This window comes from Streptomyces atratus, assembly GCF_040655115.1.
GTDB lineage: Bacteria > Actinomycetota > Actinomycetes > Streptomycetales > Streptomycetaceae > Streptomyces > Streptomyces atratus_D.
Genome location: NZ_JBFAJH010000003.1, coordinates 33533 through 49240, shown reverse-complemented (window position 1 = coordinate 49240; position 15708 = coordinate 33533). Strand labels below are relative to the sequence as shown.

The following is a 15708-nucleotide window of genomic DNA, read 5'->3' as shown; positions in this document are numbered from 1 at the left end:
CCAAATGGGGGAGGGTGGAGACAGTCAGGGAACCTCGAAGAAGAGGCACTACGTCGGTGAGGGATGACGTGAGCGAGCACACCAACAACGCTGTAGTACTGCGGTACGGCGATGACGAGTACACCTACCCGGTGATCGACAGCACCGTCGGCGACAAGGGCTTCGACATCGGGAAGCTCCGGGCGAATACCGGCCTGGTGACGCTGGACAGCGGATACGGCAACACCGCCGCGTATAAATCCGCCATCACCTACCTCGACGGTGAGCAGGGCATCCTGCGGTACCGCGGCTATCCCATCGAGCAGCTCGCCGAGCGCTCGACGTTCCTTGAGGTCGCGTACACGCTCATCAACGGTGAGCTTCCCAAGATCGACGAGCTGTCGACCTTCAAGAACGAGATTACCCAGCACACGCTGCTGCACGAGGACGTCAAGCGGTTCTTCGACGGCTTCCCGCGCGACGCCCACCCGATGGCCATGCTGTCCTCGGTCGTCAGTGCGCTGTCCACCTTCTACCAGGACAGCCACAACCCGTTCGACGAGGAGCAGCGCCACCTCTCGACGATCCGCCTGCTGGCCAAGCTGCCGACGATCGCCGCGTACGCGTACAAGAAGTCGATCGGTCACCCCTTCGTCTACCCGCGCAACGACCTCGGGTACGTCGAGAACTTCCTGCGCATGACCTTCTCGGTCCCCGCCCAGGAGTACGAGCTGGACCCGGTCGTCGTCTCCGCGCTCGACAAGCTGCTCATCCTGCACGCGGACCACGAGCAGAACTGTTCGACCTCCACCGTGCGTCTGGTCGGCTCCTCGCAGGCGAACATGTTCGCCTCGATCTCCGCCGGTATCTCCGCCCTGTGGGGCCCGCTGCACGGTGGCGCCAACCAGTCGGTGCTGGAGATGCTCGAGGGCATCCAGGCCAACGGCGGCGATGTCGACTCCTTCATCCGCAAGGTGAAGAACAAGGAGGACGGCGTCCGGCTGATGGGCTTCGGCCACCGCGTCTACAAGTCCTTCGACCCGCGCGCCAAGATTATTAAGGCCGCGGCCCACGACGTGCTGTCCGCGCTCGGCAAGTCCGACGAGCTGCTCGACATCGCGCTGAAGCTGGAGGAGCACGCGCTCTCCGACGAGTACTTCGTCTCGCGCAACCTCTACCCCAACGTGGACTTCTACACGGGTCTGATCTACCGGGCCATGGGCTTCCCGACCGAGATGTTCACCGTGCTCTTCGCGCTCGGCCGGCTTCCGGGCTGGATCGCCCAGTGGCACGAGATGATCAAGGAGCCGGGATCCCGCATCGGCCGCCCGCGCCAGATCTACACCGGCGAGGTCCTGCGCGACTTCGTCCCGGTCGAGGGTCGCTGAACCTCGTAGCACCCCTGCACCGCCCCGGCCGCTGCGGGCGGGCTGCCTTCGCCCCGCGTACCGCGCTTTCGCACAGAGCGCGGTGTCCGGGGCGATTTGCGTACCCGACCCGCTCCCGCATGGAGCGAGAAGCGCCCCGCCGTCGATCCCCCCACGGGCCGACAGCGAGGCGCTTCCCATATCCCGGAGCGGATTCCCCCCACGGGATCCGGCCGGGCGTCTGCGGGAGCCGAAGCTCCTGGGTATTCCTCGGTACTGCTCCACTACGTCACTGCGGTTGCACGTCTCGCGGTCTGCCGGGGTACGTACGTTCGGGAGGGCCGCTCAAAGCTTCCCAGTGCACGTGCCCCGGCCAACGCTTGCCTGAAGCATCCCCCAAGACACTTCGTCGGACGTCCCCCAAGACATCCTTGGCATCGCACTCTTAGACTCGCGAACCCATCGGATGGTTACCCCCAAACCGATGTGATCTAGATCTCTTTGTGGAAATCATGTGAAGGCGCGCAACCGCAGGCTGTTGGTCACGACGAAGACCGATGAGAAGGCCATCGCCGCTCCGGCAATCATAGGATTGAGCAGGCCAAATGCCGCAAGGGGTAGGGCGGCAACGTTGTAGCCAAAAGCCCAGAAAAGGTTGCCCTTGATCGTGGTGAGGGTGCGCCGGGAGAGCCGGATGGCATCGGCGGCCACCTTGAGATCTCCACGAACGAGAGTGAGATCGCTCGCCTCGATCGCGGCGTCCGTGCCGGTACCCATGGCCAGCCCGAGGTCAGCGGTGGCGAGGGCCGCCGCGTCGTTGACACCGTCCCCGACCATCGCGACCGAACGTCCCTCCGCCCGGAGCCGCTCGATGACGTGCACCTTCTCCTCGGGGAGCACCTCGGCGTAGACCTCGTCGATGCCGACGGCTCGGGCGACGGCGTCCGCCACGGCCCGGTTGTCGCCGGTCAGCAGCACCGGCCTGAGACCGAGGGCGCGCAGTTCGGCGACGGCTGCCGCACTGGAGTCCTTGATCGCGTCGGCGACCCCGAGAACGCCACGCGCCTCGCCGTCCCAGGCGACCGCGATGGACGTACGTCCCTGGGCCGCCGCGTCCGCGAGGGAGCCGGACAAGGCCTCGGGGACGACGATCCCGGCGTCGATGAGCAGCTGGGGGCGTCCGACGAGCACTTGGTGCCCGTCGACGGTGCCGCGTACCCCGAGCCCAGGGACGTTGGCGAAACCCTGGACGGCGGGGAGCGCGGCCCCGGTACGTTCGGCGGCGCCGGTGGCGACGGCCTGGGCGATCGGGTGCTCGGAGGCGTGCTCCAGGGCGCCGGTCAGCCGCAGCAGCTGCGCCGCGTCGGTGCCGGGCGCCGGGTGGACGTCCTGGAGAGTCATCCGGCCGGTGGTGACCGTACCGGTCTTGTCCAGGACGATCGTGTCGATGCGACGCGTGGTCTCCAGGACCTCCGGGCCCTTGATCAGGATGCCGAGCTGCGCGCCGCGCCCGGTGCCGACCATGAGCGCGGTGGGAGTGGCGAGGCCCAGCGCGCACGGGCAGGCAATGATCAGTACGGCGACAGCGGCGGTGAACGAGGCGGTCACGTCGTCCGTGAACAGCAGCCAGACGACCAGGGTGACCAGTGCGAGCAGCAGGACGATCGGGACGAAGACCGCGGAGATCCGGTCGGCGAGGCGCTGCACCTCGGCCTTTCCGTTCTGGGCGTCCTCGACCAGCCTGGCCATCCGGGACAGCTGGGTGTCCGCGCCGACCCGGGTGGCGCGCACGACGAGGCGGCCCGAGACATTGACGGTGGCGCCGGTGACGGAGTCCCCGACGTTCACATCGACCGGAACGGACTCGCCGGTGAGCATGGACGCGTCCACGGCCGAGGTGCCCTCGGTGACGGTGCCGTCGGTGGCGATCTTCTCGCCGGGACGGACGACGAAGTGGTCGCCGACGGTGAGCCGGGCGACGGGGACGCGTACCTCGGTGCCGTCCTTGAGGACGGAGACGTCCTTCGCGCCGAGGTGCATCAGCGCACGCAGCGCGGAACCGGCCTTCCGCTTGGACTTCGCCTCCAGGTAGCGGCCCAGCAGGATGAAGGTGATGACCCCGGCGGCGACCTCCAGATAGATGGTGGAGGAGCTTTCCCCGAGCTCTCGGCTCCGCTCGAGCAGGGGAGACCCCATTGCACGTGAGACGGAGAAGTCGAAGCCGTGCCGCATCCCGGTCATGCCCGCGTCCCCGAAGAACAGCGCCCAGAGCGACCAGCCGAATGCGGCGAGGGTGCCGACGGAGACGAGCGTGTCCATGGTGGCCGCGCCGTGCCGGAGGTTGGTCCAGGTGGCGCGGTGGAAGGGCAGACCACCCCAGACGACCACGGGGGCGGCAAGGGTGAGGGAGAGCCACTGCCAGTTGTCGAACTGGAAGGACGGGACCATGGCCAGGAGCACGACGGGGGCCGCGAGGACGGCCGAGACGATCAGCCGCTGACGCAGGGCGGCGAGGGCGTCGGCCGCGCCGCGCTCGGCTTCGGCTTCCTCGGGCGCCGTGTCGGTGTGTGTCGTCTCCTCGGATGCCCGGGACTGTTCGGCTCCTTCGGCCCGTTCGGCTTCGGCGGGGCCGGTGGCCTCGGGCGCCGAGGGCGTTTTCGCGGGCGGCGGGGGCGGTACGGGCCGTTGCGCCGGCTGTGCGGTGTATCCGGTCTTCTCGACCGTGGCGATCAGATCAGCCAGCCGGGTCCCGGCACCGAACGCGACGCGCGCTTTCTCTGTCGCGTAGTTCACGGACGCGGTCACGCCGTCCATCCGGTTGAGCTTCTTCTCGACACGGGCCGCGCACGAGGCGCAGGTCATCCCACCGATCGTGAGTTCCGCTTCCGAACTCGCGACTGCCGGGGCTTCGGCCTCTGTTGCGTTGTGCATGTCCGAACTCCTGAGGTGCCGACCGGGCCGTGCCCCACCAGTATCTGCTGGTCGGTCCGGCCCGGCGGCACAAGGGGTGGTGCAGATGATGCGGGTGATGCTGGTGGTGCGGGTCTGTGGGGTGTCCGGGTGGGCCCGGACGGCGTTCAGGCCTGGCCGGCGAGCTCGTAACCCGCCTCGTCCACCGCCGCGCGGACGGCGTCCTCGGACAGCGGCGCCTCGGAGACGACGGTCACCTGCCCGGTGGAGGCCACGGCCTTCACCGAGGTGACGCCCTCGATGCCGGAGATCTCCTCGGAGACGGCGCCCTCGCAGTGCCCGCAGGTCATGCCCGTCACCTGGTAGACGGTGGTGACTGCGCCCTCCGCGGCCTCGGTGCCCGCGCCGTCGTGGCAGGAGCCGCCGGGCGAGCAGCAGGAGCCGGTGGCCTGGGGGAGCTGGGTCTCGGCGGTCATGGTGTTCTCCTCTTCGACGCGTACAGCTTCAGTGTGGCGCCAGGGAGCCCCGGGAAGGCCGGTGCGCCCCAACACTCGGACACTATACCCCTAGGGGGTATGAACGCGAGGTGGGGTGGCGTCGCTTCTCGCGCTATCGGCCATTCGGCGGAGCGGTGACCGGGGCGGTCGAAGGGGCCCGGGGGGTCCGGTCGCCGGCCAGTGGCTCCAGGTAGCGGAGGAGTACGGTCTTCAACTCCCTGATGTATGCCTCCCGCTCCTTGCCCTCGTGGGCCCAATCGAGTGCTGCGGTGCGGGCGGATCGAGCCATCAACGATCAACGACCCCACGAAGTAGCCCGGTCGGCCGAGGCAGGCACGACTGAGGACCAGGCGCAACGGGAACCGGCGCAAGGGGAAGCAGACGCAGACGGAGGCCCCGTGCGGCGCCGGGTGAGAGCCGGTCGCCGTACGGGGCCTGGAACGGACGGAGGAGGGGGAGAGGGATTCAGCCCTTGCGGCCCCGGTTGCTCGGGCGGGCAGCGACCCAGGCGCGGACGGTGTCCGCGTACCAGTAGGGCTTACCGCTCTCCACATGATCGGGTGCGGGAAGAAGACCGTGCTTGCGGTACGAGCGAACGGTCTCCGGCTGGACCCGGATGTGCGCGGCAATGTCCTTGTAGGACCAGAGCCTTCTGTCCGTCATAAATGACACCTCTCTGCGCCGCAGCGGCAGCCGGGGGGCTGTCGGCGGAGCTGCGGCACGGACGCTGACGATCACTCAGCCTGTGTGTGGTGAACGACACGGGGTGACGGGCGGGGAGGGGCTGTCGATCGCCTGTGACGGAAGACCCGCGTGACGGAGACATGTGTGACGAGGGGGTGATATCTGTGACAGAAGGCGTGCATTGGGGGCGGAGTCGGCTACGCGTGCCAGAGTGCGGACCAGGTCTGCGGACCGACCAGGCCGTCCGGGACGAGTGGCGGATGGTCCGCCTGGAAGCGCTGGACAGCCGCGAGGGTCGTCGTTCCGAAGAGACCGTCGACGGCACTCCACGGCAGGTAGCGACGGTTGGCCAGAAGGCACTGCACCTCGGAGACCCGTTCGCCCTGCTCGCCGAAGAAGGTGAGCTGGTTGCCGTCGTAGAACACGCAGGCCGCGCCGGGCGAGAGGAGCGGCTGCTCAGGGGCGTGCCCGGCGGCCGAGGCGCCGGGAGCGGCGGTGAGGGCGGCGGTCAGGGCGAGTGCGGCCAGGGCCGAGGCCCCTGCCGTCCTTGCGGAGAGAGACGTCTTGCGGATCACGGTGAGTTGCTCCTCGTGCGGTCACGGGGTGCGGAAGGGACCGCACCCGCTTCTCCCCGAGCACAACACCGCACACCGTCAGGACGTCACATCCGTGCCCGGTTCGGTGTGTCCTGCTCGGGTGCCGACGCCGGGGTGCCGCAGGAGCGGAGGAAGGCGCGGGTGCGGCGGGCGATCGGCAGGGGCTTGTCGGGCGGGCACGGATACATGTCCTGCTCGACGATCGCGAACAGATCGACGTCCAGCCGGCGGGCCGCGTCCAGCACGGGCCCCAGGGCGGGTACGCCGTTCGGCGGTTCGCACATGACCCCCCGTGCCACGGCGGGCCCGAACGGCACCTCGGCCGCCACGACTTCGGCCAGGATGCCCGGGTCGACCTGTTTGAGGTGCAGATAGCCGATCCGTTCGCCGTAGGTCTCGATCAGCTTGACGCTGTCTCCGCCGCAGTAGGCGTAGTGGCCGGTGTCGAGACAGAGCGAGACCAGGTCGGGATCGGTGGCGTCGAGGAACCGGTTGACGTTCTCCTCGCTGTCGATATGGGTGTCGGCATGCGGGTGGACGACGATCCGCAGTCCGAAACGGTCCCGTACCTCGCGGCCCAGCCGCTCCGTCTGTGTGGTGAGGTGGCGCCACTGTTCCGCGGTGAGGGTGCGGTCCTCAAGGTTCTCGCCGGTCTTGTCGTCACGCCAGAACGACGGGATGACCACCAGATGTCCGGCGCCCATCGCCCGGGTGAGTGCCGCGATGTCGGCGACATGCGCCCAGGTCCGTTCCCAGACGTCCGGGCCATGGTGCAATCCGGTGAAAACGGTGCCCGCGGAGACGGTGAGTCCGCGGCGGCCGGTCTCCTCGGCGAGGCGGGCCGGGTCGGTCGGGAGATAGCCGTACGGGCCCAGCTCGATCCACTCGTAACCCGCCTCGGACACCTCGTCGAGGAAGCGCTGCCACGGCACTTGGCGGGGATCGTCGGGGAACCAGACCCCCCAGGAGTCGGGTGCCGAGCCGATACGGATGCGGGCCGGAGCGGAAGCGGAGGAGGTCATGCGGCCAAGAATTCGGCGCCGGAAGACGAGTGTCAAGAGTACGTCCTTATGTCCGGACAAAATGTTGACAGGGTTCCGGAGGGAGGGCTAGACCTGGGGGCAGCCGCTCCGGTCGCCGGTCGAAGGGATGCGTATGCCTGAGATGTACGACGTGATCACCATGGGGCGGATCGGGGTGGACCTCTACCCCCTGCAGACCGGGCGGCCGCTCGCTCAGGTCGACACGTTCGGCAAGTTCCTCGGCGGCTCACCGACCAATGTGGCTGTCGCGGCCGCCCGGCTCGGCCGGCGGACGGCGGTGGTGACACGCACCGGCCGGGACGCGTTCGGGGACTATCTCCACCAGCAGCTGTGCGAGTTCGGGGTGGACGACCGGTGGGTGACTCCTGTCGACGCGTATCCGACGCCGGTGACCTTCTGCGAGATCTTCCCGCCGGACGACTTCCCGCTCTACTTCTACCGCCTGCCCAAGGCGCCCGATCTGGAGATCCACGAAGCGGAACTCGACCTGGACGCGATCCGGGCGGCCCGGGTCTTCTGGATGACCGGCACCGGACTGTGCGCGGAACCCAGCCGCACGGCGACGCTGGCGGCGTTGCGCGCCCGGAGCGAGGCGCGGACGGAGTCCGGCAGCGAGCGGAGCATCGGGCCCGGTCGCTGCACGGTCTTCGACCTGGACTGGCGCCCGATGTTCTGGACCGACGAGCCCGATCACCCCGGCGCGGACCATCTCGTCGACCCCACGGCCACCGCGCGCTACCGCGAGGCCCTCGCCCACGCCACCGTCGCCGTCGGCAATCTCGACGAGTGCCGGATCGCCACCGGGGAACGCGAGCCGTATGCGGCCGCCCGCGCCCTGCTCGCCGCCGGGTTGGAGCTCGCCGTCGTCAAGCAGGGCCCCAAGGGTGTCCTCGCCGTCCACCGGGACGGCACCGTCGCCGACGTCCCGCCCCTGCCCGTGGACGTCGTCAACGGTCTCGGCGCCGGAGACGCCTTCGGCGGGGCGCTCTGCCACGGGCTGCTCGCCGGCTGGGAGACCGAGCGCATCATGCGGTACGCCAACGCCGCGGGTGCCATCGTCGCCTCCCGGCTCGCCTGTTCGCCCGCCATGCCGTTCCCCCACGAGGTGGAAGAGGCCCTCGTCCGCGGCGCCGTCACCACCGGCGAACCCGAACCCGGGCCCGAACCCGAACCCGAACCCGGGCCCGGGGCGGTCTCATGACACCCGCGGCCACCTCCGTCGCCGACCTCGTACGGCTGCGCGTGCGCCACCCCGAAGCCGTCGCCGAGGCCGCCGCCCGCCGCCTCAGACGGCCCCTCGTAGGCGACAGCGGGCGTCTCATGATCATCGCAGCGGATCATCCGGCCCGCGGCTCCTTCGCCGTCGGCGGGCACGAACTGGCCATGGCCAACCGGTTCGAGCTCCTGGAGCGGCTCTGCCTCGCCCTGTCCCGCCCCGGCGTCGACGGCGTCCTCGGCACCGCCGACATCCTCGACGACCTGCTGCTCCTCGGCGCGCTGGAGGACAAGGTCGTCATCGGTTCGATGAACCGCGGCGGGCTCGCGGGCGCCTCCTTCGAACTCGACGACCGCTTCACCGGCCACCGCCCCGACGACCTCGCCCGCCTCGGCTTCGACGCGGGCAAACTGCTGCTCCGCATCGACTACGACGACCCCGGCTCCCTCGACACCATGCACGCCACCGCCCGAGCCATCGACGCCATGGCCGCGCACCGGCTGCCGGTCTTCGTCGAGCCGTTCCTCTGCCGCCGGGTCGACGGCAAGGTCCGCAACGACCTGGGCACGGCCGCGGTGACCACGTCGATCGCCATCGCCTCGGGGCTCGCGGGCACCTCCGCGTACACCTGGCTCAAGGTCCCCGTCACCGAGAACCCCGACGACATGGCGCGCGTGATGGAGACATCGACGCTGCCTGCCGTGCTGCTGGGCGGCGAGGTGGGCGGCGACCAGGAGGGCGCGTACGAGAAATGGCGTGGCGCGCTGCGACTTCCCACCGTTCAGGGGCTGGTGGTGGGGAGATCGCTCCTCTATCCGGTCGACGGGGATGTGGCCGGTGCCGTCGACACGGCCGTGGCACTGCTGTAGCGAGTGGACAGGGACGGGTAGGGAGAAGGCATGACGACGGACCATGAGGAACGCGTACGGGAACGGCCGCGGCACCGGTGGCATCTGCCCGCGGGCAGCGCGGCGGAGGGACCGTACGCCCTGGACATCGATCCGAAGCGGGCCGGCTGGGACCGGTCGAGCCTGCGTGTGGTGGAGCTGCGGCCCGGCGGTGTTCACACACTTGTCACCGGGGAGAGTGAGTGGATCGTCCTGCCGTTGACCGGTGGCTGTACGGTGCACACCTCAGGTGAGATCTTTGAACTGCTGGGCCGGGAAAGCGTGTTCAGCGGAGTGTCCGACTTCGCCTACGTACCACGTGACGCCCATGCGCAGATCGCCTCCGGCGCAGGAGGCCGCTTCGCCCTGGCAGGAGCGAAGTGCGAGCGACGACTCCCCGCTCGCTACGGCCCCGCGCCGGAGGTACCCGTGGAGCTGCGCGGCTCCGGGACCTGCTCGCGCCAGGTCAACAACTTCGCCGCCGCCGACACGTTCGAGTGTGACCGGCTGATCGCCGTCGAGGTCCTCACCCCCGGCGGCAACTGGTCCTCCTATCCGCCGCACAAACATGACGAGCACCGCCCCGGAGCCGAGTCGGTCCTCGAAGAGATCTACTACTTCGAGATCGAGGAGCGGGGCGGCACGGCCGGGTTCGGCTATCACCGTGTCTCCCCGTCCCGGCCCGGCGGTACGGATGTCCTCGCCGAGGTCCGCAGCGGCGACGCGGTCCTGATCCCCGACGGCTGGCACGGCCCGTCCATCGCCGCCCCCGGCCACACCATGTACTACCTCAATGTGATGGCCGGCCCGGGGGAGCAGCGGGAGTGGCTGATCAGCGACCACCCCGATCACGGCTGGATCCGCGACACCTGGCCGGCGCAGCCGGTGGACCCCCGGCTCCCGCTCCACGGACTCTCCGGCCCCTCCGGACTCTCCGGTCAGGAGGCATCACGATGAGCACCCGCAGACTCACCACCGCCCAGGCCCTGGTCTCCTTCCTCGCCCGCCAGTACACCGAGCGCGACGGCCGTCGGCAGCGTCTGATCAGCGCCACCTGGGGCATCTTCGGCCACGGCAACGTCGCCGGAATCGGCCAGGCGCTGCTGGAGACCGGGCACTCCATGCCCTACTTCCAGGGCCGCAACGAGCAGTCCATGGTGCACGCCGCCGTCGGGTACGCCCGCCAGTCCGGCCGGCTCTCCGCACACGCCGTCACCACGTCCATCGGCCCCGGCGCCACCAACCTCGTCACCGGTGCCGCCCTTGCCACGATCAATCACCTCCCCGTCCTGCTCCTCCCCGGCGACACCTTCGCGACCCGCCCCGCCGACCCCGTCCTGCAACAGCTCGAAGTCCCGTCCGCCGGCGATGTCTCCGTCAACGACTGTCTGCGTCCCGTCTCCCGCTACTTCGACCGGATCACCCGCCCCGAGGCGCTCGTCCCGGCCGCCCTCCAGGCCATGCGGACCCTCGCCGACCCGGCGGAGACCGGCGCCGTCACACTCGCGCTGCCGCAGGACGTACAGGCGGAGGCGTACGACTGGCCGGAGGAGTTCTTCGCCGAGCGCATCTGGTACGTACGCCGGCCCGCGCCCGACGCCCATGAGCTGGAGCAGGCGGTCCGGGCCGTGCGCACCGCCCGCCGGCCGCTGATCGTCGCAGGCGGCGGCGTCCATCACAGCGCCGCCGAGGAGACCCTCGCCGCGTTCGCCGCCGCCACCCGGATCCCGGTCGCCTCCACCCAGGCGGGCAAGGGCTCGCTGCGCCACGACCACCCCGCCGATGTCGGCGGCATCGGCCCGACCGGCACCGCGGCCGCCGACGAGCTGGCCCGCACCGCCGACCTGGTCATCGGCATCGGCACCCGCTACTCCGACTTCACCACCGCCTCCGCCACGCTCTTCTCCAACCCGGCGGTCCGCTTCCTCAACCTCAACATCACCGGCTTCGACGCCCACAAGCTCGCCGCGCTCCCGCTCGTCGCCGACGCCCGCACCGCCCTCGAAGCGCTGACCGGGGCGCTGAACGAGCGCAACTACCGCGTCGACCCGGCGTACGAGACCGAGTGCACCGAGGCGAAGGAGCACTGGGAGCAGCGCGTCGACGCCGCGTTCGGCGCCGACGACCCCCACGCCCGGCCCACCCAGGCCCAGGTCCTCGGGCTGCTCGACACCTTGGTCACCGACGACGACATCCTGATCAACGCCGCGGGTTCGCTCCCCGGCGACCTGCACAGGCTGTGGCGGACCCGCTCCCGACGCCAGTACCACGTGGAGTACGGCTACTCCTGCATGGGATACGAGATCCCGGCCGCGATCGGCGTACAGCTGGCCGCCCCCGGCCGTCCCGTCTGGGCGCTCGTCGGCGACGGCACGTACCTGATGAACCCCACCGAGATCGTCACCGCCGTGCAGGAGAACCTCCCGATCAAGGTCGTCGTCCTGCAGAACCACGGCTACGCCTCCATCGGCGGGCTCTCCGAGACGGTCGGCGGCGAACGTTTCGGCACGGCCTACCGGCACCGGAGCGCCGACGGGAGTTTCACCGGCCCCCCGCTGCCCGTCGATCTCGCCGCCAACGCGGCCTCCCTCGGAATGCGGGTGCTGCGCGCGAAGACCGTCCATGACCTGCGCGAAGCCCTCACCGAGGCGCGGAGCGCGGACCGCCCCACTTGTGTCTACGTCGAGACCGAAACGGCAGACACAGTGTCGGGCCCCCCTCCGGCGCAGGCGTGGTGGGATGTTCCTGTAGCAGAGACGGCCACCCGCCCGTCGGCGGTCAAAGCCCGGGAAGACTACGACCGGCACGCCGCAGCCCGACGCCGTCACCTCTGAAGGCCTGAAGGAGTTTCGTCATGAAGACCGTCAACCACTGGATCGGTGGCAAGACCGTCGAGGGCACGTCGGGCAACTACGGCCCGGTCACCGACCCGGCCACCGGCGCCGTCACCTCCCAGGTCGCGCTCGCCTCCCTCGAAGAGGTCGACGCCGCGGTCGCCGCGGCGAAGGACGCGTACGCCACGTGGGGCACGTCCTCGCTGGCCGCCCGCACCGCCGTCCTCTTCCGCTACCGCGCGCTGCTCGACGCCCACCGCGACGACATCGCCGCGCTGATCACCGCCGAGCACGGCAAGGTGCACTCCGACGCGCTCGGCGAGGTCGCCCGCGGTCTGGAGATCGTCGAGCTGGCCTGCGGCATCACGACCCAGCTCAAGGGCGAGCTGTCCACCCAGGTCTCCAGCCGGGTCGACGTCTCCTCGATCCGTCAGTCGCTCGGTGTCGTCGCGGGCATCACGCCGTTCAACTTCCCGGCCATGGTGCCGATGTGGATGTTCCCGTTGGCCATCGCGTGCGGCAACACGTTCGTCCTCAAGCCCAGCGAGAAGGACCCGTCGGCCGCCAACCTGCTGGCCGAGCTGGCAGCCGAGGCCGGTCTGCCGGACGGCGTGCTGAACGTCCTGCACGGCGACAAGGTCGCGGTCGACGGGCTGCTGAACCACCCGGACGTCGCCGCGGTCTCCTTCGTCGGCTCGACCCCGATCGCCCGCTACATCCACACCACCGCCTCCGCCAACGGCAAGCGCGTCCAGGCGCTCGGTGGTGCGAAGAACCACATGCTGGTCCTGCCGGACGCGGACCTCGACGCTGCCGCGGACGCCGCGGTCTCCGCCGCGTACGGCTCCGCCGGTGAGCGCTGCATGGCGATCTCCGCGGTCGTCGCGGTGGGCGCCATCGGTGACGAGCTCGTCGCCAAGATCAAGGAGCGGGCCGAGAAGATCAAGATCGGTCCCGGCAACGACCCGACGTCCGAGATGGGTCCGCTGATCACCGCGGCCCACCGCGACAAGGTCGCCTCGTACGTCACCGGCGCGGCGGCCCAGGGCGCCGAGGTCGTCCTCGACGGCACCGGCCACACCGTCGACGGCTTCGAGGACGGCCACTGGATCGGTCTTTCCCTCCTCGACCACGTGTCCACCGACTCGGACGCGTACAAGGACGAGATCTTCGGCCCGGTGCTCTGTGTCCTGCGCACCGAGACGTACGAGGAGGGCGTCGCCCTCATGAACGCCTCGCCGTTCGGCAACGGCACCGCGATCTTCACCCGCGACGGCGGCGCCGCCCGCCGCTTCCAGTTGGAGATCGAGGCCGGCATGGTCGGCGTCAACGTGCCGATCCCGGTGCCGGTGGGCTACCACTCCTTCGGTGGCTGGAAGGACTCGCTCTTCGGCGACCACCACATCTACGGCAACGACGGCGTGCACTTCTACACCCGTGGCAAGGTCGTCACCACCCGCTGGCCGGACCCGGCGGACGCCCCGGCGGGCGTGGACCTGGGCTTCCCGCGTAACCACTGATCGCCACTGGTTCCGCCGCTCTTCCGCGCCGACGGCCCGTACGAAGCTGTATCCGTACGGGCCGTCGGCATGCACGGAAGCCGTGTCCGGCTGCCCGGCCCGCTCTCACATGCGCCGCAGGCCCACGTACTGGAGCGCACCCATGGCCGCCACCGCCAGGCCCTGGAACACGATCCACCCGTTGCCGGCGCCCGTCGCCGTCAGCGCGTCCACGAGCACGGTCACGACACTTGCCACGGCCCAGGCCACGTTCAGGCCGATGACGACGGCGACCGCGCCGCGGCCGATGCGCTCCTGACGGGAGACGACCAGCACCCACAGGGCGTACACGGTGAGGAACACGCCCACCGCGTACTGCACGGACGGAGGCACGCCGAGGAACGAGTCCAGGACCGTGGCCAGCGCGAGGTAGCCGATGCCGTTCGCACCGGTGAGGACCACGTCCGCCACGAGGGCCAGGCGGAGAAGGCCATCGGAACGGGCGGCACCTGTGGCCGGGACCGTACCCACGTTCTGGGACGACATCATGAGGTCTTCCTTTCGTTGTCATGCGGTCACGCGGGCAACAAGCCGCCGCCGGTCCGCGCGGCCGAGGCAGGACGGCCCCGGACGGCGTCGTTCCCGGTGGAACGCACGCCCGTACACGGACGGTATGGACGGAGGGCGGAGGTGCTCAATTACCTCCCGGGTAATGGCCGGTCGTCCCGTCGGCCGCTCAGCGACGCACCACCTGGGCCGGATCGGGACCCAGCCCGGAAAGCAGAAGGGGGGAGCCGCGACGGCGCACCCCTTCGGCTCACTGCGTCACCGTGCGGCGTCCGCGGTCCTCTCGGCAGGGACCGCCTGGGCGATCATCCGCGCCATCGGAACGGCGCCCACCCGGCCTGAGACCATGAACGCGAACACCATCGTCGCCACCGTGATCACCGTGCCGAGCCACACCGTCGTCTCGACCGGCACGGTGTACGCCCCCACCGTCCGCACCACACACTCACCCAGCAGCGCCGCACCCCACACCCCGTGCTCGCTGTCGAGATCAGCTGTGACGGCTTCGAGTGGGCGCCGCGCCACGCCTGCCTGTCGAGCTACGTCCGCGGGGTACACCCCGACCGAGCCGCCTGGCAGCGTCAGTTGAAGCGGGCGCCCGCTCGTTTGCAGTGGGACCCCGAGCGAGACCTGCGTCTACAGCCCCTGCCGTACTGCTCCCTGTAACTCGGCCTCTCTGGCGAGGCCGTAAGACGCTACGCGGACGAGTGGACGGCCGCCATCCGCGTCGTGACCCCGCTCGCCCGCGAGATCCATGCCCTCGTCAGCGGTGGCGACATGGGCTCCGCCGCCCGACTGCTGCCGCAGGAACGCCCGTACCCCGTTAGAGACGATGCACGTGCACCCGCGTGTTCTCACTCGTGCCACTCCCCCTCGGAGGCAGGAAGGGGAACACCTCGGTTGGCGGCGGCGGCACGGGGTGCTGCCGCGCGACGTGCCGCACTCGACCACCACGATCACTACCCCTCTCAGGCATGTGTTCGGGGCATATCAATGGATCCCTGACCATGTATGGCAAGGTATGCCGACGACTCACGCCGGCCGGGCACTGTGTGGGACCGAGGTCCGGGCCGTTTCCGGGCACGGGGACCCCTGCGGTGCCGGAGGAGCCGGACAGCCGCAAGCCACACGGGACAGTCCCGTACGGCTCACGCCCGACTTTTCAGGAGTACTCCCGTGAACAGAAAGCGCCGTCGGCTCCTCTTGGCCGCCGTCGACCCCATGCTCGAGCCTGGGGAGCAGGTTGAGGTGACGGCCATCGTGGGCCTGAGTTCCGTCACCGTGCGGCGGACGGCGGCATTCGCGGCAGCCTCCGCGCTCCTGAGCGGTGGCGCAATGGCCGTGATCCCGACGCCGACCCCCATGTACTTGGCGATGACCGACCGCCGCATCTTCATCTTCCGCGCGAACCCGACGTTCGCCCGGCCGGAAGAACACCTGATGACGATCCCGCGCGCCGGTCTCGTCCGCTCGAAGATCAAGGAGCGGGTGCTCAACTCATCCTTCGTCATCTCCTCGATGGACAGGGAGCAAGGCCTGAAGATCATCTTCCCGCTGATCAGCCGCAAGGAGCGGAACGAGATATCGGCCGCCTTGCCCCTGGCCGACTGACTGCCTCGGACCGAGCAT

The 15708-nt window shown here is 69.8% G+C and carries 14 protein-coding genes and 1 pseudogene; 8 read left to right on the top strand and 7 right to left on the bottom strand.

Annotated features, from left to right (window positions below; genetic code table 11):
• The first annotated feature begins 68 nt into the window (after positions 1 to 68).
• Positions 69 to 1367, top strand: a complete 1299-nt coding sequence (locus AB0I23_RS05335) for a citrate synthase (protein ID WP_359107029.1) — start codon at positions 69 to 71, stop codon at positions 1365 to 1367.
• A 489-nt stretch (positions 1368 to 1856) separates the two neighbouring features.
• Here AB0I23_RS05335 and AB0I23_RS05330 read toward each other — a convergent pair whose 3' ends face one another.
• The 5 genes from AB0I23_RS05330 to AB0I23_RS05305 all read right to left on the bottom strand — a co-directional run bounded on the left by AB0I23_RS05330 (position 1857) and on the right by AB0I23_RS05305 (position 7055).
• Positions 1857 to 4277, bottom strand: a complete 2421-nt coding sequence (locus AB0I23_RS05330) for a heavy metal translocating P-type ATPase (protein ID WP_359107027.1) — start codon at positions 4275 to 4277, stop codon at positions 1857 to 1859.
• 146 nt (positions 4278 to 4423) lie between these two features.
• On the bottom strand, positions 4424 to 4732 hold the full coding sequence (locus AB0I23_RS05325) for a heavy-metal-associated domain-containing protein (RefSeq protein WP_359107025.1): 309 nt from the start codon (positions 4730 to 4732) through the stop codon (positions 4424 to 4426).
• Positions 4733 to 5218: 486 nt separating this feature from the next.
• On the bottom strand, positions 5219 to 5416 hold the full coding sequence (locus AB0I23_RS05315) for a helix-turn-helix transcriptional regulator (protein WP_037694159.1): 198 nt from the start codon (positions 5414 to 5416) through the stop codon (positions 5219 to 5221).
• Positions 5417 to 5634: 218 nt separating this feature from the next.
• Positions 5635 to 6012, bottom strand: a complete 378-nt coding sequence (locus AB0I23_RS05310; RefSeq protein ID WP_359107023.1) for a peptidoglycan-binding domain-containing protein — start codon at positions 6010 to 6012, stop codon at positions 5635 to 5637.
• An 86-nt stretch (positions 6013 to 6098) separates the two neighbouring features.
• The gene (locus AB0I23_RS05305) at positions 6099 to 7055 is read right to left on the bottom strand and encodes a sugar phosphate isomerase/epimerase family protein (protein ID WP_359107021.1); all 957 of its coding nucleotides are present in this window, start codon (positions 7053 to 7055) and stop codon (positions 6099 to 6101) included.
• Positions 7056 to 7188: 133 nt separating this feature from the next.
• On the opposite strand from AB0I23_RS05305, the gene iolC reads away from it, so the two are divergent.
• Genes iolC through mmsA form a run of 5 tightly spaced genes read left to right on the top strand, consistent with a single transcriptional unit; the run spans position 7189 to position 13533 of the window.
• The gene (iolC, locus tag AB0I23_RS05300; RefSeq protein ID WP_359107019.1) at positions 7189 to 8277 is read left to right on the top strand and encodes a 5-dehydro-2-deoxygluconokinase; all 1089 of its coding nucleotides are present in this window, start codon (positions 7189 to 7191) and stop codon (positions 8275 to 8277) included.
• Positions 8274 to 9161, top strand: a complete 888-nt coding sequence (locus AB0I23_RS05295; protein WP_359107017.1) for a Cgl0159 family (beta/alpha)8-fold protein — start codon at positions 8274 to 8276, stop codon at positions 9159 to 9161. Before iolC ends, AB0I23_RS05295 begins: the two co-directional genes overlap by 4 nt.
• A gap of 30 nt (positions 9162 to 9191) precedes the next feature.
• The gene (gene iolB / locus AB0I23_RS05290; protein ID WP_359107015.1) at positions 9192 to 10136 is read left to right on the top strand and encodes a 5-deoxy-glucuronate isomerase; all 945 of its coding nucleotides are present in this window, start codon (positions 9192 to 9194) and stop codon (positions 10134 to 10136) included.
• Positions 10133 to 12013 carry a 3D-(3,5/4)-trihydroxycyclohexane-1,2-dione acylhydrolase (decyclizing) gene (iolD, locus tag AB0I23_RS05285; protein WP_359107013.1) on the top strand — a complete coding sequence of 627 codons (1881 nt, stop codon included), beginning with the start codon at positions 10133 to 10135 and terminating at the stop codon, positions 12011 to 12013. The genes iolB and iolD overlap by 4 nt, the downstream gene beginning before the upstream one ends.
• Before the next feature lie 20 nt (positions 12014 to 12033).
• Entirely contained in the window at positions 12034 to 13533 is a 1500-nt protein-coding gene (gene mmsA, locus AB0I23_RS05280) for a CoA-acylating methylmalonate-semialdehyde dehydrogenase (RefSeq protein WP_359107011.1), read from the top strand.
• A 105-nt stretch (positions 13534 to 13638) separates the two neighbouring features.
• Here the strand turns inward: mmsA and AB0I23_RS05275 are convergent, their stop codons facing one another.
• On the bottom strand, positions 13639 to 14061 hold the full coding sequence (locus AB0I23_RS05275) for a hypothetical protein (protein WP_359107009.1): 423 nt from the start codon (positions 14059 to 14061) through the stop codon (positions 13639 to 13641).
• A gap of 276 nt (positions 14062 to 14337) precedes the next feature.
• Entirely contained in the window at positions 14338 to 14604 is a 267-nt protein-coding gene (locus AB0I23_RS05270; protein ID WP_359107510.1) for a hypothetical protein, read from the bottom strand.
• On the opposite strand from AB0I23_RS05270, the pseudogene AB0I23_RS05265 reads away from it, so the two are divergent.
• Both AB0I23_RS05265 and AB0I23_RS05260 read left to right on the top strand, forming a co-directional pair.
• Positions 14554 to 14922, top strand: a pseudogene (locus tag AB0I23_RS05265) (DUF4291 family protein); the annotation flags it as partial. The gene AB0I23_RS05270 and the pseudogene AB0I23_RS05265 overlap by 51 nt on opposite strands.
• Before the next feature lie 333 nt (positions 14923 to 15255).
• Positions 15256 to 15690, top strand: a complete 435-nt coding sequence (locus tag AB0I23_RS05260; RefSeq protein ID WP_359107007.1) for a hypothetical protein — start codon at positions 15256 to 15258, stop codon at positions 15688 to 15690.
• Positions 15691 to 15708: the final 18 nt, after the last annotated feature.